The following is a 19,304-nucleotide window of genomic DNA, read 5'->3' on the forward strand; positions in this document are numbered from 1 at the left end:
ACCTACACGCCAATATGGCTAATGACGGTAGTTTGCGCTACTTGTATGCTTATTGAATAGTCTCATTATTGTTTTTATGAACAAGCTACTTAGTGGTATTTTGATTGGATTAAGCTTAACTGCTCAGGCACAATCGGCCAGAGAAATCATGTATGTCGGTACATATTCCGTTCGGGGAAGTGAAGGAATTTACGTTTTTGAATTTGACCGTAAAGCCGGCACTATGCAGCCAATACAATCCGTCTCGAACGCAAAAAGCCCCTCGTTCCTGGCCATTCACCCTTCCAAAAAGTATCTGTATTCCGTTAACGAAGGAGCGGATAAGCTGGGCGGTGTCAGTGCCTATGCGGTTGACAAAGCGACGGGCAAACTTCAGTTTCTGAATGGCCAGTCGTCGCTTGGCGGTGGACCCTGTCATATTAGCGTCGATCAGACGGGCAAAACCGCTTTTGTCTCAAACTATGGAGGAGGTAGTCTGGCTGTATTACCAATCAATGCCGATGGTACGTTAAGTGCAGCCGCCGACAGCGTTCAGGATGCGGGCACCGGGCCTAATGAGAAACGTCAGGAGAGAGCCCACGTTCACTCGGCGACACTAGCGCCAGACAATCGGTTTGTTTACGTAGCAGACCTCACAACCGACAAGCTGAATATCTTCGACATTGATGTTAAAGCCAGCACCGTAAAACCCGCTTCAACACCCTATGTTAGTGTGAAACCGGGTTCGGGACCGCGTCACTTCACGTTCCATCCCAACGGGAAATACGCTTACCTGGTCGAAGAGATAACCTCATCGGTAGCCGTTTTTTCGCGTGATGCCAAAACGGGTGCGTTGACCATGATTTCCGACAATATCAATACGTTGCCTGCTGATTTTAGCGGCCAGAATACAAGCGCCGACATTCATATTGATCCGTCGGGCAAGTTTTTATATCAATCGAACCGGGGAGCTAATACGCTGGCGATTTTCTCGATTGGTAACGACGGCAAATTGACCAAAGTGGGCGACCAGCCAACAGAAGGCAAAACACCCCGAAACTTCCTGATTGACCCCAAAGGTGATTTTATATTCGTGGCCCATCAGGATACCGACAATATCACAATTTTCAAGCGCGATCAAAAGACCGGCAAACTAAGCTACACAGGCCAGTCGGTGAAAGTACCAGCTCCGGTTTGTGTGATTATGACCAGCTTGTAGAACTCAGTAGCCCAGAATAAATCAGCTCACAATCAATCTATATACTCAATGAAATACTGCATTGCCATTTGTCTCATGTCAAGTATGCTGGCTTTTATAGCGCCAACTAAGACAATCAATCTTTTTAACGGGAAGGACTTATCTGGCTGGAAGATTTATGGTACCGAAAAATGGTACGTTGAAAATGGCGAACTCGTCTGTGAAAGTGGCCCCGATAAGAAGTACGGCTACTTAGGTACCGAAAAGTTCTACAAAAACTTTGACCTGTCGCTGGAATTCAAACAGGAAGCAAATGGCAACAGCGGTGTCTTTTTTCGGTCTACCGTAGACGGTACGAAAGTTAGTGGCTGGCAGGTAGAAGTAGCGCCACCCAACCATGACACGGGCGGCATTTATGAGTCCTATGGCCGGAACTGGCTGGTACAAATTCCTGATGAAAAGGAAAACATTCTAAAGTCCGGTGAGTGGAATAAACTCCGCATTCGGGCTGAGGGCGATCATATACAGACGTATCTCAACGGCACACAGATGGTGGATCTTCATGACGAAAAGATTGGCAAGGGTGAGGGTGGAATAGCCCTACAGATCCACGACGGCGGTGGAATTAAAGTCCGCTGGAAGAATTTAAAACTACAGGAATTATAAAACCAAGCATGAATGCCATAGCCCACCGTTATGGCATTCATGCTTTACAACATCTAACGTTGCTCCCAGCTACAGTTTCTAGTATCCTGAACTAATCCCCCTGTATGAAATTGCTATTTTTTTCAGTCTTCGCCAGCTTATTTCTCGTCACCGCTACGCTGGCACAGTCGTCCCAAAAGTCGGGCGATTGGCAATCCTTATTTAACGGGAAGGATCTTGGCGGTTGGGAGACGTATCTGGATCGGCCTTATGCCAAAGACAACCAGCATGACAAAACGCCCCCGCTGGGTTTAAATAACGATCCGAATCATGTTTTTTCGGTCGTTACGGTGGACGGAAGACCAGCGCTACGTATTTCAGGCGAGACGTTTGGCGGTATCAACACGCTAACCGAATTTGGAAATTATCACCTTCGCATGGAGTTCAAGTGGGGAACTCAGAAGTGGCCGCCCAAACTCGACCGCCCCCGCGATAGTGGATTGCTGTACCATAGCGTTGGTTCGCATGGTACGCCGATGCTGTGGATGGAGTCGTTCGAATTGCAGGTTCAGGAGGGCGATTGTGGTGATTATTGGGGTGTCATGAACGTATTGGCCGATATTTCTGCCAAAAAGAACGAGAAAGGCACTTATGTATATCAGCCAGGCGCTACGCCCATAACCTTTCAGGATAAAACGCCGGTTGGACGATCGTGCCTTAAAAGTCCGGATAATGAAAAACCATCCGGGCAATGGAATGTACTGGAGCTTTATTGCTTCGGCGACACCTGCCTGCACGTCATGAACGGCAAAGTCAATCTGGTGTTAACGCATACACGTCATCTGGTCGATGGTCAGGTTGTTCCGCTCACGAAAGGTAAAATCCAAATCCAGTCAGAAGGCGCCGAGGTTTTTTACCGAAACATTCAGGTTCAGACGATTAACCAGTTACCCGCAGATTTGCTTCAACAATAACTATCTCCTCAGCGTTTTTAATTTATACTACGTAGCGGATTTATCTAACGCTAACTTTTTAGGCTAGCTTCGTTACTATCATACAGGATTTTCTGCAAGAGCCCTGGTAGTAGAGCCTATTAATTAGACGTAATGAAGCTTTCCACCAACCAACGAACAATAGCGTTTGTAGTAGCGCTAATCGTTATCAATACCCTGGCCATTTGTTTCACACTGGTCGATAAAAACAGCTACAAGAGCACTAAATTCTATCGGTATACGCGCCAACGATTTGCCTGGATCGTGACCACTCCTCCCCCAGCGTATGCGATAAAAGCAGGGTGGGCAAAGGTTAATATTACCCCCTCCTTTAAAACCCCGATTGCCAATAATGAAGCGAGCCAAAGCTGGACAACTGTCCACGACTCGATTTATACGCGTGCGGTTGTTTTCAATAATGGAACGACATTGGCCGCTATGGTCACCATTGATTTACTGATGATGCCGCCGATGGTAGCCCAGACGCTGCAACAACGACTGCCAAAGGTTGGTATGGACTGGAAGAATATTTACCTAGGCGCTACCCATTCGCGTCACAGCCTGGGCGGTTGGGCCGACGACTACATGGGCAAAAAGATGGCAGGTGAGTATGACGAACGCCTTGTTTCTCAACTTACAGATGCCATTATAAAAGCCATTGTTGAGGCAAAAAAGAATATGGCCGCCGTTCAGATTGGATACAGCCAACTGAATTTTGAGGAAGCAGGAACAAAGACTTTTACAGAAAATAGCACTCCAGGCAAAAAAATCCATTTCCTGAAACTCCGTAAACTCACTGGTGAATCAGCCATCATTTACTCCTCAGAAAGTCTTCAATTCTCAAGTAGTTCATCAATATCCACTGCCTTAAGTCGCGATGGAGCGGGTATTCTGACCGACAAACTAGAGCAGCGAACAGAAAGCTTTGCGTTGTTTATGGCCGGGCCGATGGACCAGTCCAAAGCGAACCTAAATTCGCCGAACGATTTAAAAGAGGGCTCGATTGATAGCCTTGTGCTACGTATCACACCTGTATTAGCCAATCTACCACTACACACAGACAGTACGTTGGTGGCCCAAACAGTGCTCCTTGTCCAAAACGATCCTCAGGTACGTATTACCAAAAACTGGCGGCTGAAACCCTGGCTGGCAAGAGCCTTGTACGGCGATTATCCCGCCGAGCTAAAAGCGCTACGCATTGGCAAAACTGTTTTTGTAGGGACGCCTGGTATCGTTTCCGACAAGCTACTCCCTGATTTATTATCAATACCAGTAGCTAAACGTAACAATCTGGTACTAACCAGCTTTAATGGCGGTAATATTGGCCAGATTGTACCTGATACACTTTATTATGAAAATCCGAATCCGTACGATATTCACGAAATAAATCGATTCGGTCCTCACACGGAAGCTTTCTTTGGCGAGATGGTTCAGAGTCTGGTTAGCAGCCTTAAATAGTAAAGGCTGCCATTCTGATAGTTTACTACGTACTTTACCAGCAAAGTTAATTACCTATACAGGCCGCCAATACGTAGCAGCAGATACGCTACGTATTGGAATTAGTTAATGTACCTCCAAAATACTCCCCGCAAAAAATGACCAGATTTATTCATTTGGTTTCCTTATTCCTCTTTGGACTTACAACCTTAAGTCACGCGCAGTCACCCAAATTGGATAAGCTCTTGTTTGGTGTTGCTTACTACGACGAATACATGCCGTATGAACGTCTGGACAAAGACATCCAGATGATGAAAGAGGCTGGCATCAATGTTGTCCGCATCGCCGAATCGACCTGGAGTACCGTAGAGCCGCAGGACAACGTATTTGATTTTTCGCACATCGACCGGGTACTCAACGCGATGCATAAGGCAAACATCAGCGTCATTATTGGCACCCCTACCTATGCGGTTCCTACCTGGCTGGTCAGAAAATACCCCGATGTATTAGCCACTACGCCACAGGGGCGAAATCAATACGGTGCCCGTCAGAACATGGATATCACGAACACGCACTTCAGATTCCATGCCGAGCGTGTCATTCGCAAGATCATGGAACACGTGAAAGACCACCCGGCTATCATTGGCTATCAGGTAGATAACGAGACGAAATCCTATAACACAACCGGACCTAACGTTCAACAGCTTTTTGTCCAGTACATGAAAGACAAATACAAAACGCTGGACGCGATCAACAGGGCATATGGCCTGGACTACTGGAGCAACCGGATCAATAGCTGGGAAGATTTCCCCTCGACCGTTGGGAGCATCAACGCCAGCCTACGGTCTGAATTCGCCAAATTTCAGCGAAAGCTGGTAACCGATTATCTCGCCTGGCAAGCGACGTTGGTAAAAAGTTATAAAAAACCAGGCCAATTCGTCACGCAAAACTTCGATCTGGAATGGCGCGGTTATTCCTACGGCATTCAGCCGGATGTTGATCATTTTGCCGCAGCGAAAGCAATGGATATTGCCGGGATTGACATTTATCACCCCACTCAGGATCAGCTTACGGGTACGGAAATTGCCTTCGGTGGCGACATAACGCGCTCGATGAAGTCAGGCAAAAATTACCTGGTGCTGGAGACAGAAGCACAGGGCTTCCCGCAGTGGGTTCCGTATCCGGGACAGTTGCGGCTACAGGCTTTCAGTCATCTGGCTTCCGGCGCTGATATGCTCGAATACTGGCATTGGCACTCTATCCATAATTCAGCCGAGACGTATTGGAAAGGCCTGCTAAGCCACGATTTTGAACCAAACCCTACCTACAACGAAGCCAAAACAATCGGCCAGGATTTTGCCAGACTGAGCCCTAAACTGGTTAACCTGAAGAAGAAAAACTCGGTCGCTATCCTGTTCAGCAATGAAGCGCTGACCGGATTTAATGCTTTTAGTTTTGGCTGGGGTGCCAAGGAAAATTACAATGACATTTTACGTCCGATGTATGACGCTTTGTACCGTATGAACGTGGGCGTCGACTTTGTTGATCCGTCGAGCACATCGCTTGAGAACTATAAAGTGCTGGTTGTCCCCGCACTTTACGCAGCGCCTGATAGTCTGTTGGTGCGGCTAAATCAATTTGTTAAAAATGGCGGTCATATCGTCTACACCTTCAAAAGTGGCTTCTCGAATCAGGATGTGCAGGTAAGAAGCACCCGCCAGCCAGGTATCATCAGCGAAGCTTGTGGTATTTCGTATGATCAGTTTACAATCCCACAGAATGTTACGTTGAAAGGAGATCCTTATCAGGTGGGGAAAGAAAACAACCAGATAACCACCTGGATGGAGTTAATTACGCCCACCACGGCTAAAGTAATGGCGTATTACGACCATCCTGTTTGGGGAAAATATGCCGCTATCACGCAAAACCAGTTTGGTAAAGGCGTCGCAACGTACATTGGATGCCGGACATCGACGGCACTGACAGGTAAAATTCTGGCCGATGTGATTAAAAAAGCGGGCATAGAAGGTCCGGATCAGCAACTGACGTTTCCGCTCATTATCCGCTCCGGGACTAACCAGCAAGGGAAAGCTATTCATTACTATTTCAATTATTCCCCGACAGCTAGCTCAATCAAGTATCCGTATTCTGCGGGGAAAGAATTGCTGGGCAACGAATCCATAAATAAAGAGCAACAATTGTCTTTAGCGCCCTGGGGTGTAAAGATTGTTGAAGAGAACTGATTTTATCGCTAGATTAAAACCCGGCGATAAAATTCCGTAAGCGCTTATATCTCCCGCAAGAACCCTTCCAGATCCAGTGGATGCGTGTACATTTCGATTGAACCATCGGGTTTGAGCGGCCATTCTTTCTTCGGCCGATCCCAGTAGAGCTCAACCCCATTTCGGTCGGGGTCATTGAGGTAAATAGCTTCTGAAACCCCATGATCCGACGCACCTGTAATGGGATATTTCGCATCAATGAGCCGCTTTAAGGCCACCGCCAGATCACGGCGGGTGGGATAGAGAATGGCGGTATGAAACAAGCCTGCAGCCCGTGTAGGAGCTGGTGGTGCGTCTTTGCTGTACCACGTATTCAGACCGATGTGATGGTGGTAGCCTCCAGCTGAAATAAAAGCGGCTTCCTTGCCATACATGGTAATCAGCGAAAAGCCCAGCAAATCTCGATAGAAGGCCAGTGCCCGATCAAGATCTGCGACTTTAAGGTGAATATGGCCTATGCGCGTTTCAGCAGGAATTGTGTATGGAGATGGAGTCATGATTGAGCAGCATGTAGTGAAAATAATGCCTAAATTTAGGTTTCTAAGCAACAGCAACCGATTTGAAATAAATCCTCTACATCACCAAATGCACTCATCTACAACTGCCGCCCTACTACGTTCCTTACTACTTCTTGCCATAGCGTTCCCCTCGCAGGGGCAGGCTCAACCGGCAACACCTACGCCCAAATTCGCCTTTGCCGAACCAAGTCTTTCTCCCGATGGCGCCGAGGTAGCGTTTGTGTCGGGCGGAGATATCTGGACCGTGCCAACAACTGGCGGAGAAGCCCGATTGCTGGTTTCGCATCCTGATAATGAATCACGACCGATCTATTCGCCAGATGGCAAATACCTGGCCTTTGCTTCCTCCCGCACGGGCAATGGTGATATTTATTTGCTTACTTTGGAAACAGGAGCGATCAAACGGCTTACCTACGATGACGGTGGCGAAGTACTGAACGGCTGGGCGCGGGACGGGAAAATGGTTTATTTTCAGTCGACCAGTCGGGATATTTCGGGCATGAACGACATCTACCGGGTAGCTATTACGGGCGGTACACCCATGGCCATCACCGCCGACCGCTATGCTAACGAGTTCTACGGAATACCCGCACCCAATGGCAAAACACTCGCGTTTTCGGCTCGTGGGATTGCCTCTAACCAGTGGTGGCGGAAAGGCCGAAGTCACCTCGACGAAGCAGAAATCTGGCTGTATCATCTTGATGCGAAAAAGGGAGATTCTGCCTACGAACGTGTCACGGAAAGTGGAGCGAAAGAGCTTTGGCCCATGTGGAGTCAGGATGGTAAAACGATTTACTACGTATCGGATCGCAATCAGACACAGAATTTGTGGTCGCAACCACTCGGTGGTAAACCGACTATGCTTACTACATTCACTAACGGGCGAGTGTTGTGGCCATCGATTAGTTATGACGGCAAGACCGTTGTATTTGAACGTGATTTTGGCCTTTGGAAATATGACATCGCCAGCCGTCAGGTAGCTCCAATTTCGGTTCGGCTTCGTGGCGTTGCAGCCAGCCCGGCCGCTGAGCATTTGAAATTAACGAATCAGTTTCGCGAAATGGCGTTGTCGCCGGATGGCAAGAAAGTTGCGTTCATTGCCCATGGTGACGTATTTGCCGCGTCGTCAAAAGATGGAGGTGAGGCCACACGTATCAGTTCGAGCGCGGCTAATGAATCACAACCAGTTTGGGCTGCTAACAGTCGAAGCCTTGTATACGTATCAACGCGGGATGGCGTAGCACACTTGTACCGATACGACTTTGCCACTCGTGATGAAACCAAGCTAACCGACAATGCCCAGGACGATGGTTCACCCGTGTTCTCGCCCGATGGAAAATTGCTGGCGTTCGTTCGGAATGGTCAGGAGCTGCGCGTACTGGATCTGGCGTCGAAAAAGGAAAAGTTACTCAAAAAGGGCTATCTGGGCCGTCCGCCGTTTGCCACAAACGGTTCGGTTGTCTGGTCGCCGGATGGAAAATGGATTGCGTTTGCCTCTTACGGAGCCAAAACGTTTCGAAATGTGTCGGTGGTGCCTGCTGCGGGTGGAGAGAGTAAGCCCGTTAGCTTTCTGGCCAATACGTTCGGAGGAAATCTGAGTTGGAGCCCCGACGGAAAATACATTTTGTTCACCACTAACCAACGTACCGAAACCTCCCAGGTTGCCCGCATAGACCTGGTTCCCCGAGCGCCTAAATTCCGGGAAGACCAGTTTCGGGATTTATTTAACGAAGAAATCCCAAAAACACTGAAACCAGCGCCAACCACACCCACCACCACAAAAACGGCGACGCGTGATACCAGCGCCCTGGGCGATACAACCGCCAAATTGGGACGTAGTGGAGCCACAAAAATCGTTTTTGACGATATTCGTCAGCGATTGAGCCTGTTGCCGGTGGGTGTCGATGTTGATGCGCAGTCAATTAGTAAAGATGGCAAAACACTGCTGCTAATCGCTACCGTAGCGGGTCAGCAGAATTTATACACCTATTCGCTCGATGAATTAGGTCGCGAGCAGTCCGTAGCCCGTCAACTGACCTCAACGCCCGGCAGTAAGAGCGGTGCCCAGTTCTCGCCCGACGGCAAAGAGATTTTCTACCTGGAACAGGGTAAAATCCAATCCATTACGTTAGACAAGCGCGAACCGAAAGCCCTGGCTATCACGGCCGAAATGGACGTTGATTTCGGCGACGAAAAAGTGCAGGTGTTCCGGCAGGCCTGGGATATTCAAAACAAAGGGTTTTATGATTCGACTTTCCACGGTGTAGACTGGAAAGCCGTTCGGGCCAGTTACGAGCCGCTGGCAGCGGGTGCCCGCACCCCCGACGAACTCCGTCGGCTCATTAGCCTGATGCTGGGCGAACTGAATGCGTCTCACTCTGGCATCTCGGCTCCGGCGGGTTCAGTGCAAACAACTACGGGGCGGCTTGGTCTGCGCTTCGATCGGGCCGAATACGAAAGTACAGGCAAGTTGAAAATTACCGAAGTTATTGCGTTAAGCCCGGCTGCTTTGTCGGGCACAATCAACGTGGGAGATTACCTGCTGGCCGTAGACGACACAAAAATCAGTGCAACAACCAACCTCGACCAACTACTTGAAAACCAGATCAACCACCGTATTTCGCTTATGATCGCGTCGTCACCCACCGCGCCCCCGCAGGAAGTGACGGTACGCCCTGTCAGTCTGGCTACGGAAAAAGGCCTGCTCTACAAACAATGGGTGCAGCAACAGCGTGATTATGTGAATAAAGTCAGTAAAGGGCGGCTCGGCTACGTGCATCTATTCGACATGTCGGCGGAATCGCTGGCGCAGTTGAATATTGACTTGGATGCCGACAATCACGCTCGCGAAGGAGTAGTGGTTGATGTTCGGAACAATAACGGTGGTTTCGTGAATGCCTACGCGCTGGACGTGTTTACGCGGAAGGGCTATATGACCATGACTCCGCGTGGCCTCCCATCGGCTCCTGCCCGCACACAATTGGGCCAGCGTTCGCTGGAAACACCAACTATTCTGGTGACTAACCAGCATTCCCTGTCGGATGCCGAAGATTTCACGGAAGGCTACCGGACGCTCAAAGTGGGCAAAGTCGTTGGCGAACCAACTGGTGGGTGGATTATTTACACATCGGCCGCGCAACTCATCGACGGCTCGAACGTTCGCTTGCCCTTTATCAAAATCACGGATAATATGGGTAAAAATATGGAATTGGCTCCGCGCCCGGTGGATATTGCCGTGTCGCGGCCGATTGGCGAAAGCTATACCGACAAAAATAGTCAGCTAGACACCGCCGTAGCCGAGTTATTGCGGGAATTAACCGAGGCAAAAACGTCGAAACTCAGTACGGGCAAGTAAACCAAACGTAGCAAACAGGGGAATGTAATCTGATGGTCACTTTCCCCTGTTTGTTAACTCGTCTCCTCCAGTTAGCAAGTCAGGCTCTCAGTGGATGAATACAAGCTGTAGCTTTCAGCCAAAATTGATGCTACATGTTTCTTATTCGTTCATTAGCCACCTGGTTGATACTCTGCCTGATAGCGGATCAATCAGTCGCGCAGAAAGCTACAAAAACAATGATTGGAGAATATTATCTGACAGGTGTTCGCGAAGTCGGTTCAGGCTTAAAACTCAATGCCGACTCTACGTTTGAGTTTTTCTTCTCATACGGCGCCCTCGACCGGGCCGGGCACGGCACCTGGAAAAAGCAGGGTAATCAGCTTATCTTGTTCAGCAAAGCCCGCCCTCCAAAAGATTTTGCGCTCGTTACCAGCAAAACCGTTCCGGGTGATACCATTACCATACGTATCGTTGATACAAACAAGCAACTGCTACGTTACGTAGATTGCTCGATCAAAAATGGCAACGACATTCTGCGGGATATCACTGACGAGGATGGGAAAACTTATTTCCCCAAACAGCCTGTTGAAGCCATGTCGGTACGGTTTCAGCTTTGTCCCGATCGCTATTCGGTCTTTACCCCCACCGACAAAGCTCACAACTACTTCGAGTTTCGGTTTGAGCCGTGGATTGCTGAAGTCTTTTTCGAGAATACAGTCTATACGATCTCTGAAAAAGGCTTCGAAGGACCACTGTCAATCTTAGAGCCCGGCGAAACGTATTCGTTTGAGCGTAACTAAATTATAGCGTGCTACATTTACCGAACGCGGTTGAATACAAACAGATCATTAAACGCCCACCGGCCGTCTTTTTGCTGACCACGCTGAATAGCGAGTTGATCAGCCGAGCGTTTTTCATAGATGATACGTATTGAGCCGTCTTCTTTCTCAAACAGTGCCTTGTCTTTGCTGGCTTCGATAAACTTGTAGCGATCCGATTTATCTTTCTCTTCCTGTCCAATCAAACCAGGCTTAAAATGCTTGACCAGTACAATCGGACCTTGCTCGGTCTGCTCAAAGATCAGCATTTCATACATCGAGACTTTGTTGTCCTTCATCATCCGCATGAAGCCCGTGAGGTTATCGCCAGCGGGTGCTATCCAGGAGGCTTCAATGGGTCCACCGTTGAAAGTACCCAGCCACCGGCCTTCCATAAAAGCTACGTCGGCTAACGTACCCGTTTTGGCGCTTTGTGCGAAAGTGGAAAGAGTTGTGAGGAGAAAAAGGAGTGATAAAAAGGTATTTTTCATGGGGCTTAGTTTTTTGAAAAGCAAGATACAGGAATCTGATTTTACTAAAACCAGATTCCGCAGTTTATCAATGACGATTTAGACAACTGCTATCTGTCCAAGCTCTACTAACCGGGCAGTTCACTTGAGGATATTTCCAGCCCATAAAAAAGCCTGGCTGTTCGGACCAGCCAGGCAAAAGTGAAACCTCTACAGCGTACCGTTGACCTTTCACCCATTTCGAGGGCTCAAAGGTAGGCATTGTCCGCTAAAAACGTGAGCCTTAACAGACAAAAAAATGCCCGTTGCATTCCTGAGAAAGCAACGGGCGGCAACTTGGGTGAGCGACCAGACTTGTCCGAAAAGGCTAGCCGCATTGAGATTATGTAGTGAATGAATTTGCCCGAAGGCCATCTATGCAACGATCAGCCGATTAGTGCTTAATGCTAATGCTCGATGTAAATTGCTTCTGGTTGGGGCCAACAATAAAGGTGTAGGCACCGTCTGGCAAACCCGATAGATCGAACCGGCGAACCGAACCTTTGAAAGCGTCCGTTTGTACCAGAACATTCTGAGCGTCGTAAATAGCTACACTAGCTTCTTCCACGTTTTTCGTTGGAAGATTGACCTCAAACTTATTTTTCTCGTAGGCGGTCAACGTTGGCTGCGCTAGTAACTGTTGGTTACGATCTTCAATAATAAGCGCGTTTCCTTTAATGGTCAGCCCCTGCGACATCCAGTACGTATCGTTGCTGGCGGTCAAATAATACTGACCATCAGGCAGGCCTTTCAGATTGAATGAGGTTGCTTTAGCGTCGTTCTTAGCCACAACTCCCTTGTAAAGGATATGGCCATCGGCGTCGATAATTGCGACGTCAACAGACTCTCCTAATTTTGTATAAAGACGTACTTTCTTTTGCTCGGACTTCTCAACACTCACCCCGTTTGCGACTAAACCATTGTCGGCGTTGGCCACTCCTGTGCCTGCCAGACTCCATACTGAAAGTAGGATAGCGATTGATAAACGGAACTGTTTCATTGGATATGGATTTTATATTTTTCCGTGACAAAGGTGAGTAGAAAAGGCCATCCGGCGCAATAGACAAGGCCTATCCAGCCTGCCAATCATGAAATATTCATCTAAAAAGACAATAAAATAGTGGCAAATTAGGCCATTTATTAAAAAAGTACAACAAGTCCATATAAAATGAGTATATTTTGTATTTTTCTAATAATTCTATATTTTTGGACTATCTGATTTTGGAGGACTAATTTTCAGAATAATAATCCAATTCGGCTAAATTTAGGTGAGTTAGGGAACACACCAAACTTCATTAAAACCCGGTATTGCGTTAGTCAATATGCACCTGGTTATAATAGAAATTTGCTCCGTGTAACCTTACCTATGGCTTCTGAGTTTATAGATGTAGCAACAGATTACATCCCACCCTCTACACAAAATGGACTTTATCGACTACTACAGCATCCTGGGCATACCGAAAACGGCGTCGGACGAAGACATCAAGAAAGCGTATCGGAAACTGGCCCGGAAACATCACCCGGACCTGAATCCGAACGACCCGGAAGCCAACAAAAAATTCCAGCAAATCAACGAAGCCAATGAGGTGCTGGGAAATGCTGAGAATCGCAAGAAATACGACCAATACGGCAAAGACTGGCAACACGCCGAACAGTTCGAGCAGGCCCGGCGACAACAGAGTCAGCAACGCCAGCAATCGTCAACGGGCAACACCGGAGACTATGATTTTTCGGATGGCTTCGGCGGGGCTGATTTCTCGGATTTCCTATCGTCAATGTTCGGGCAGGAAGGCGGAGGCCGACAACGTAGTACGTTCAGGGGACAGGATTATCAGGCCGAGTTGCACCTGAATCTGCGAGATGCCTACACCACGCACAAGCAAACATTGACAGTTAATGAAAAGAACATTCGCATTACCGTCCCGGCGGGTATTGAAAATGGACAAAAAATAAAGTTGGCGGGTTACGGTGCACCGGGGGTGAACGGTGGACCTGCTGGCGACCTGTACATTACCTTCGTGATTGCTGATGACAGCCGCTACAAGCGGAAAGGCAATGATATATACGTCGATGAGGAAGTTGATTTATATACGGCGTTGCTGGGTGGTGAAAAAATCATCGAAACGCTGGACGGTAAAGTAAAGCTAACCGTACCCCCCGAAACGCAAAACGGCACGAAAGTACGGCTGCGGGGCAAAGGATTCCCCATTTATAAAAAAGACGGTTCATTCGGCGATCTATACGTACAGTGGCAGATAAAACTTCCAACGAACCTGACCGACGAACAAAAAGACCTATTCCGAAAAATAGCCAGCCTGTAACTGGTTTACAGCAAACACATAATCTTATGCAACCCGACCAACTCATCTCCGTCAGCGAATTTTGTGTGCACCACCACATCGAAATAACCTTCGTCCAAACGTTAGAGCAACAAGGCCTTGTTGACACTATACTGGTGGAGCAATCCGTCTATGTTCAACCGGAGCAACTACCCCGATTAGAAAAATTTGTTCGATTGCACCAGGATCTGGCGATTCATCCCGAAGACCTGGACGTAGTAGATGATCTGCTGGAACGGCTGGAACGTTTACAAAGTCAGGTAACCCGATTACAAAATCGATTGGTTTTCTATGAGCCACTAGAAAGTTAAGATAGAAATTACATTGATCTCTGGGTGCGATTAGCCCATTTTCCTGCACGATTTCACATTGGCATTGGTTCTACGCAGCAGACTGATTATCTTGTAGACAAGACAACCTCTACTCATCATGGCTGGATTCTTCAACAAAGGATTTGGACGGAAGCGCGAATCGGCTCCCAGCGGACGGATTCCTCCCGGCCAATACGAAACGCGTGACTTTCCGGTGCTCACCGCCGGACCAACCCCACGTATTCCGCTCACAACCTGGACCTTTGCACTGGAAGGTCTGGTCGAAACGCCAACCCAATTTTCCTGGGATCAATTTAATGCCCTCCCTCTACAGGCGTTCACTAACGACATTCATTGTGTCACGAAGTGGTCGAAGTTAGATACCCATTGGGAAGGTGTGAGCATCGATACGTTGCTCGAACACGCCAACGTGAAGCCCGAAGCTCAATACGTAATGGCTTATTCTTACGGTGATTACACAACCAATATCCCCCTCGCCGACCTGCGCAACGGAAAAGCGTTTGTTGGGCTGCGTTTCGAAGGTCAACCGCTGGCTCCCGAACATGGTGGTCCCGCCCGGTTGGTCGTGCCGCATCTTTATTTCTGGAAAAGTGCCAAGTGGATCAAGGGATTACGCTTTATGGAGTCCGACAAACCAGGCTTCTGGGAACGTGGCGGTTACAGCATGTATGGCGATCCCTGGAAAGAGCAGCGTTACCGTAGCGACGATTGAGTTATTGTATGGAAAAAATTCAGTGGCAGATTGCGCAGGTAACCTCCATCGTGCAGGAAACGCCCCGTGTGAAAACGCTTACGCTGCACCTGCCTCAGTGGATACCACATCTACCCGGTCAGCACTACGATCTCCGCCTAACCGCCGAAGATGGGTATCAGGCAGAACGTAGCTATTCGATTGCATCGCCACCCGAACGAACCGGCGAAATTGCCCTGACTATTGAGGTAATTGAGGATGGCGAAGTCTCTTCTTATTTGTTTGATGGCATTGCCGTTGGCGACCCCTTGGAAGTACGAGGACCCATCGGCGGTTATTTTGTCTGGAAGGATACAATGGCAAACACTCCTCTCCTATTGGTTGGCGGTGGTTCCGGAATTGTGCCGCTCATGGCGATGCTACGTCATCGGGCAAATATCGGCGCCACTAATCCGACTACGTTGTTGTTCAGCGTCCGCACGTCCGAGGATGCTATTTATCGGCAGGAACTTGAGCTATTAGCCAGGAAGGATATTCATTTTAAGCTGGTTTTCACCTTTACCCGGCAGGCGCCGACCGACTGGACCGGTTACACGCGCCGGGTTGATCACACGATGCTGACAGACGTGGTGGGCCGGTTTGAAACTTCGCCAAATTGCTACGTTTGTGGGCCAACCGCATTGGTTGAGAATGTTGCCAATACGCTGGCTGACATGGGGTTATCGCCAGCCAACATCCGCACCGAGCGTTTTGGGCCTACCGGAGCTTGAAAATGGAATCTCTCTTACGGAGCTATTAATCAACAAATTTTGTAAAATAGACGTAGTTAGTACCCAACGTATCGCTTTTATCGCACGTCTATTTTGTCGTTTCTATGTTAATCATCGCCATTATCAGTGATATTCACGCCAATCTGCCCGCCTTGGAGGCTGTTTTAGACGATATAGATACCAGAAATATAGATCAGATTTATTGTCTGGGTGATTTAGTTGATTTCGCACCCTGGCCTAATGAAGTCATTGCCTTAATCAGGCAATTGCGGATTCCCACACTAATGGGAAATCATGATGAACGTATCGCCTTCGATCAGCCTGTTATTCCGCTCAAAAAACACAATGCGCAGGAAATGGAAGCCCGGTTTGCCGCCATTGACTACACGCGACAAGCCATTTCGGCAGAGAATAAATCCTTTCTAGCCAGCCTTCCGCGTCAGATTCAAGTATCGTTTAGCGTGGCAGATCAGTCGGTTAGCATGCTGCTGGTTCATGCCAGCACACGAGCCATCGACGAATATATTTATGAAGATCATGACCCGAACGACGTAGTGACAATGATGACAGATAAGAAAGCGGATGTCCTGATCATGGGGCACACTCACTACTCATATATCCGGCCGATTATCAATAACACCAATACGTCCCGCAAAGGCGTTACCCCTGTCGCGATCAACTGCGGATCAGTCGGGCGCTCCAAAGAAGCCGACGCGCTGGCAACCTACCTCGTTATGACCGTAGATGGAGAACAGGAAGTTTTTAGGGACGATTCGATTACGTACGAACTTATCAAAGTTAACTACCCGATCGGGCAGACGGTTGAGGGTATTTACCAGAGTTCTATCCCGAATTTTTATGCCGATTTTCTAAAGCGAGGCTTACCGCAATCGGTCTAAATTTTTGAAGGTATAGGCTTCATAGCTTATCCATGAAACCCATACCTTTAAAATTTCTCTGGATCTTGACCAGCAACTCCCAAAAGCTGAACATCACCGCAGATTTGGCACCGGTAACACGGGCAGCCCCTCGTTACCATCTTCACTGACAGCCTGCACCGCAAAGTAGTAGTTGTCTTTCGAATAAGGGAGCGTCATGCCCAGCTTAGTTGTAAAGAATTTCTTCTGCCAGACTGGCCAGTACGTTTCGCGCATCAAAACGTAGTAACCTTTCACTTTACCGACTTTTGGAGCCTGCCAATACAGTACAGTTGAATTAGTCAGGTTCCGAACATCTACCGTAACCTGCTGTGGTACAGTGGGTGATTTTGCCAGATTGGCTAACGTAGCCAGGTTAACAGCTGTGTTTTTGCGCAGATACTCGAAGTCCATGAACTTGGGATAGTCACCATATTCAATGCCGTCCTGCGTCCTCAAATCCTGATGCTGGTGTTCGTAGTTCTCGTTCATTTCGGTCAGGCGAACGGCCGCAAAACCACGCTGTACATAAGGTGTATGGTCGCCCCCGCGCAGGTAACGGTCATTGCGATACACCATCACCACGTCCAGATTTTCGACGTAGCGTTCGCCAATTTCTTTCAGGTAGCGGGCCAGGGTGCGGGCCTTACCGTCGTTTTCGTTGCCAAACCGCTGAATTTGGCCAATGCGTCCGGTTGTGTCTTTGAGTAGAACGCTGGGTAATCCTTCGCTGAAAACACGGAGCCGGGTGTTATCAATAATGCGGGTATCGCTGCTGTTGTTGCTACCCATAATGTCATTGTTCAACACAGCTTCCACATTCCATTTCTCTTTAACAGCTCGTTCAGAAAGATGCTCTGCTCCCAGCAAACCCTGTTCCTCACCTGTCAGCGTAACGAATATCACCGTCGCCGGAAATGACGACTTGCTCATCACACGGCAGAGTTCAATCACGGCGGCCGTACCGGAGCCATCATCATTTGCGCCGGGCGCATCCGATTCGCGGTTCATTACGTTCGTGACCCGGCTATCCATATGCCCCTGCACAATAAAAATACGGTCATCGGCCGGATCGGTGCCTTTGAGCGTGGCCATTACGTTACCCATATTTGCAGGCTTATCCACCCGGCGGCCGTCGGGTTGAAGCGTCCAGGTATCGAGCGTAGCCGTCATGCGCCCACCCGACTGCTTAGCATATTGATTGAATTTACCCAGAATCCACTGCCGGGCCGCCCCAAGTCCTTTTGTTCCAACCGAGGCTTTGGCATCGGCGGGCACACTCAGGGTATGACGTGTGCCAAAACTGACTAACCCGTTGATGTGTGCCCGCAAGCTATCGGCAGAAACCTGGGCAATAAGATCAGCGATTTGCGTGTCACGGTTGACAATAGCCGTTTGGGCGAAGGCGGAAAACGTAGTAAAGAGAACGAAAACAGGAAGGAGTAATTTTTTCATGAAGTTGATGATTGCTCAGCTAAACTAACAAAAAAGCGTGAACCGGCCGGTTTTCGCGTCAGAATTCAGGCCTGATTATCAGAATGACCACGCTACACCGGCGCCCACCGCAGCTTGCCCCGTTAGCGGCACTGGTGCCAAGGACATACCCAGGCGAGGTTGCCGCAGCATCTCATTATAACGCGTAACGGCCTTGTTTACCTGGCTGTTGCCTAAAATCGTAAAGACAAGTGTAGCCCCAATCGAACCGCCATAAACGGTCCAGTAAACGCCGTTGTTATTGTTCTTACTCAGCAGTATATACGCCAACGGTATAAACGCTGTCAGTCTTCCGAGCGTAGTCAACGTTCGAAAGGTTTGAAAATGATGGGTTACCGTAGGATCGCTAAGCTCGTAGAAAGGTATTTCCAGCGAATAGGGAGACGACAGTTTTTTACCTCCATAGAAATAAACACTCCCCAGCGATGATGACCCGTAAGCCCGCTCGATGGGAAGCAGATGGGCCGGAATGGGTGCACTGCGGTAATGTGACGTATCGTCAGACCGACGTTGGGAATGTCCTAATAGAGAAAAAAGCAGCAGTGTAGTCAGCAGTAAAAGGGTTCGCATACGGATAAAACGGGAAAGTAAGCAGTTTGCGTTACGTTAGACCTATTATGTTTTAAAAGCCTTTCAGGTCTGGCTCAAGCAATTCGTAAACCGTTGGCCGTTGCGCGTTCCGTTTGGAGCAATGTTGTGGTACCATCATCGGCAACAGCTCCCAAAATCAAACATTCGCTCATAAACGTAGCGATCTGTTTAGGCGGAAAGTTTACCACAGCCACCACTTGCTTACCAACCAGTTCATTGACCTGATAGAGCGTAGTGAGCTGGGCTGAAGTACGCTTAATACCCAATGAACCAAAGTCAATGGTTAGTTTGTACGCTGGTTTTCGAGCCTGCGGAAAGGTTTTGGCCGCAATGATGGTGCCGGTACGAATTTCGACCTTTTCAAAATCGGTCCAAGTTAGGGGCTCTTTACTCATAGTATGAATCTATTTATGATCAAAGTTGAACTTTGATCCTCAAAAATAGTAAAGTAATCG

Annotated in this window: 18 protein-coding genes; 12 read left to right on the plus strand and 6 right to left on the minus strand. The window is 48.5% G+C overall.

The window, feature by feature from the left end:
- Positions 1-76 precede the first annotated feature (76 nt).
- The 5 genes from BM202_RS15995 to BM202_RS16015 all read left to right on the plus strand — a co-directional run bounded on the left by BM202_RS15995 (position 77) and on the right by BM202_RS16015 (position 6,494).
- Entirely contained in the window at positions 77-1,198 is a 1,122-nt protein-coding gene (locus tag BM202_RS15995) for a lactonase family protein (RefSeq protein ID WP_093827800.1), read from the plus strand.
- A gap of 48 nt (positions 1,199-1,246) precedes the next feature.
- Entirely contained in the window at positions 1,247-1,843 is a 597-nt protein-coding gene (locus BM202_RS16000) for a 3-keto-disaccharide hydrolase (RefSeq protein ID WP_093827802.1), read from the plus strand.
- A 104-nt stretch (positions 1,844-1,947) separates the two neighbouring features.
- Positions 1,948-2,796 carry a 3-keto-disaccharide hydrolase gene (locus BM202_RS16005; RefSeq protein WP_093827804.1) on the plus strand — a complete coding sequence of 283 codons (849 nt, stop codon included), beginning with the start codon at positions 1,948-1,950 and terminating at the stop codon, positions 2,794-2,796.
- 132 nt (positions 2,797-2,928) lie between these two features.
- Positions 2,929-4,272, plus strand: coding sequence for a neutral/alkaline non-lysosomal ceramidase N-terminal domain-containing protein (locus tag BM202_RS16010; RefSeq protein ID WP_093827806.1), 1,344 nt, complete (start codon positions 2,929-2,931; stop codon positions 4,270-4,272).
- A gap of 137 nt (positions 4,273-4,409) precedes the next feature.
- Entirely contained in the window at positions 4,410-6,494 is a 2,085-nt protein-coding gene (locus BM202_RS16015) for a beta-galactosidase (protein WP_218160564.1), read from the plus strand.
- A gap of 44 nt (positions 6,495-6,538) precedes the next feature.
- On the opposite strand, the gene BM202_RS16020 is transcribed toward BM202_RS16015, so the two are convergent.
- Positions 6,539-7,030: a VOC family protein gene (locus BM202_RS16020; RefSeq protein WP_093827808.1), complete on the minus strand. Its 492-nt coding sequence runs from the start codon at positions 7,028-7,030 to the stop codon at positions 6,539-6,541.
- A gap of 88 nt (positions 7,031-7,118) precedes the next feature.
- Between BM202_RS16020 and BM202_RS16025 the strand changes: the two genes are divergently transcribed.
- Positions 7,119-10,406 carry a S41 family peptidase gene (locus BM202_RS16025; RefSeq protein ID WP_093827810.1) on the plus strand — a complete coding sequence of 1,096 codons (3,288 nt, stop codon included), beginning with the start codon at positions 7,119-7,121 and terminating at the stop codon, positions 10,404-10,406.
- A 134-nt stretch (positions 10,407-10,540) separates the two neighbouring features.
- On the plus strand, positions 10,541-11,188 hold the full coding sequence (locus BM202_RS16030; RefSeq protein ID WP_093827812.1) for a hypothetical protein: 648 nt from the start codon (positions 10,541-10,543) through the stop codon (positions 11,186-11,188).
- Between the two features lie 17 nt (positions 11,189-11,205).
- On the opposite strand, the gene BM202_RS16035 is transcribed toward BM202_RS16030, so the two are convergent.
- Both BM202_RS16035 and BM202_RS16040 read right to left on the minus strand, forming a co-directional pair.
- A complete protein-coding gene (locus BM202_RS16035; RefSeq protein ID WP_093827814.1) occupies positions 11,206-11,697 on the minus strand; it encodes a DUF6265 family protein in 492 nt (163 codons plus the stop codon).
- Between the two features lie 412 nt (positions 11,698-12,109).
- Positions 12,110-12,715, minus strand: a complete 606-nt coding sequence (locus BM202_RS16040; RefSeq protein ID WP_093827816.1) for a T9SS type A sorting domain-containing protein — start codon at positions 12,713-12,715, stop codon at positions 12,110-12,112.
- A gap of 421 nt (positions 12,716-13,136) precedes the next feature.
- Between BM202_RS16040 and BM202_RS16045 the strand changes: the two genes are divergently transcribed.
- The 5 genes from BM202_RS16045 to BM202_RS16065 all read left to right on the plus strand — a co-directional run bounded on the left by BM202_RS16045 (position 13,137) and on the right by BM202_RS16065 (position 16,746).
- A complete protein-coding gene (locus BM202_RS16045) occupies positions 13,137-14,036 on the plus strand; it encodes a DnaJ C-terminal domain-containing protein (protein WP_093827818.1) in 900 nt (299 codons plus the stop codon).
- A 26-nt stretch (positions 14,037-14,062) separates the two neighbouring features.
- Entirely contained in the window at positions 14,063-14,365 is a 303-nt protein-coding gene (locus BM202_RS16050; protein WP_093827820.1) for a chaperone modulator CbpM, read from the plus strand.
- Positions 14,366-14,483: 118 nt separating this feature from the next.
- A complete protein-coding gene (locus BM202_RS16055; RefSeq protein ID WP_093827822.1) occupies positions 14,484-15,098 on the plus strand; it encodes a sulfite oxidase-like oxidoreductase in 615 nt (204 codons plus the stop codon).
- An 8-nt stretch (positions 15,099-15,106) separates the two neighbouring features.
- Positions 15,107-15,847: a ferredoxin reductase gene (locus BM202_RS16060; protein WP_093827824.1), complete on the plus strand. Its 741-nt coding sequence runs from the start codon at positions 15,107-15,109 to the stop codon at positions 15,845-15,847.
- Positions 15,848-15,951: 104 nt separating this feature from the next.
- Positions 15,952-16,746, plus strand: coding sequence for a metallophosphoesterase family protein (locus BM202_RS16065; RefSeq protein ID WP_093827826.1), 795 nt, complete (start codon positions 15,952-15,954; stop codon positions 16,744-16,746).
- A 93-nt stretch (positions 16,747-16,839) separates the two neighbouring features.
- On the opposite strand, the gene BM202_RS16070 is transcribed toward BM202_RS16065, so the two are convergent.
- The 3 genes from BM202_RS16070 to BM202_RS16080 form a co-directional block, all read right to left on the minus strand.
- Positions 16,840-18,219, minus strand: a complete 1,380-nt coding sequence (locus BM202_RS16070; RefSeq protein WP_093827828.1) for a M28 family metallopeptidase — start codon at positions 18,217-18,219, stop codon at positions 16,840-16,842.
- A 78-nt stretch (positions 18,220-18,297) separates the two neighbouring features.
- The gene (locus BM202_RS16075; protein WP_093827830.1) at positions 18,298-18,828 is read right to left on the minus strand and encodes a hypothetical protein; all 531 of its coding nucleotides are present in this window, start codon (positions 18,826-18,828) and stop codon (positions 18,298-18,300) included.
- Between the two features lie 74 nt (positions 18,829-18,902).
- Positions 18,903-19,244, minus strand: a complete 342-nt coding sequence (locus BM202_RS16080; protein WP_093827831.1) for a tRNA-binding protein — start codon at positions 19,242-19,244, stop codon at positions 18,903-18,905.
- Between the last annotated feature and the right edge of the window lie 60 nt (positions 19,245-19,304).

It is taken from the genome of Spirosoma endophyticum, from assembly GCF_900112365.1.
In the GTDB taxonomy this organism is placed as follows: Bacteria; Bacteroidota; Bacteroidia; order Cytophagales; family Spirosomataceae; genus Spirosoma; species Spirosoma endophyticum.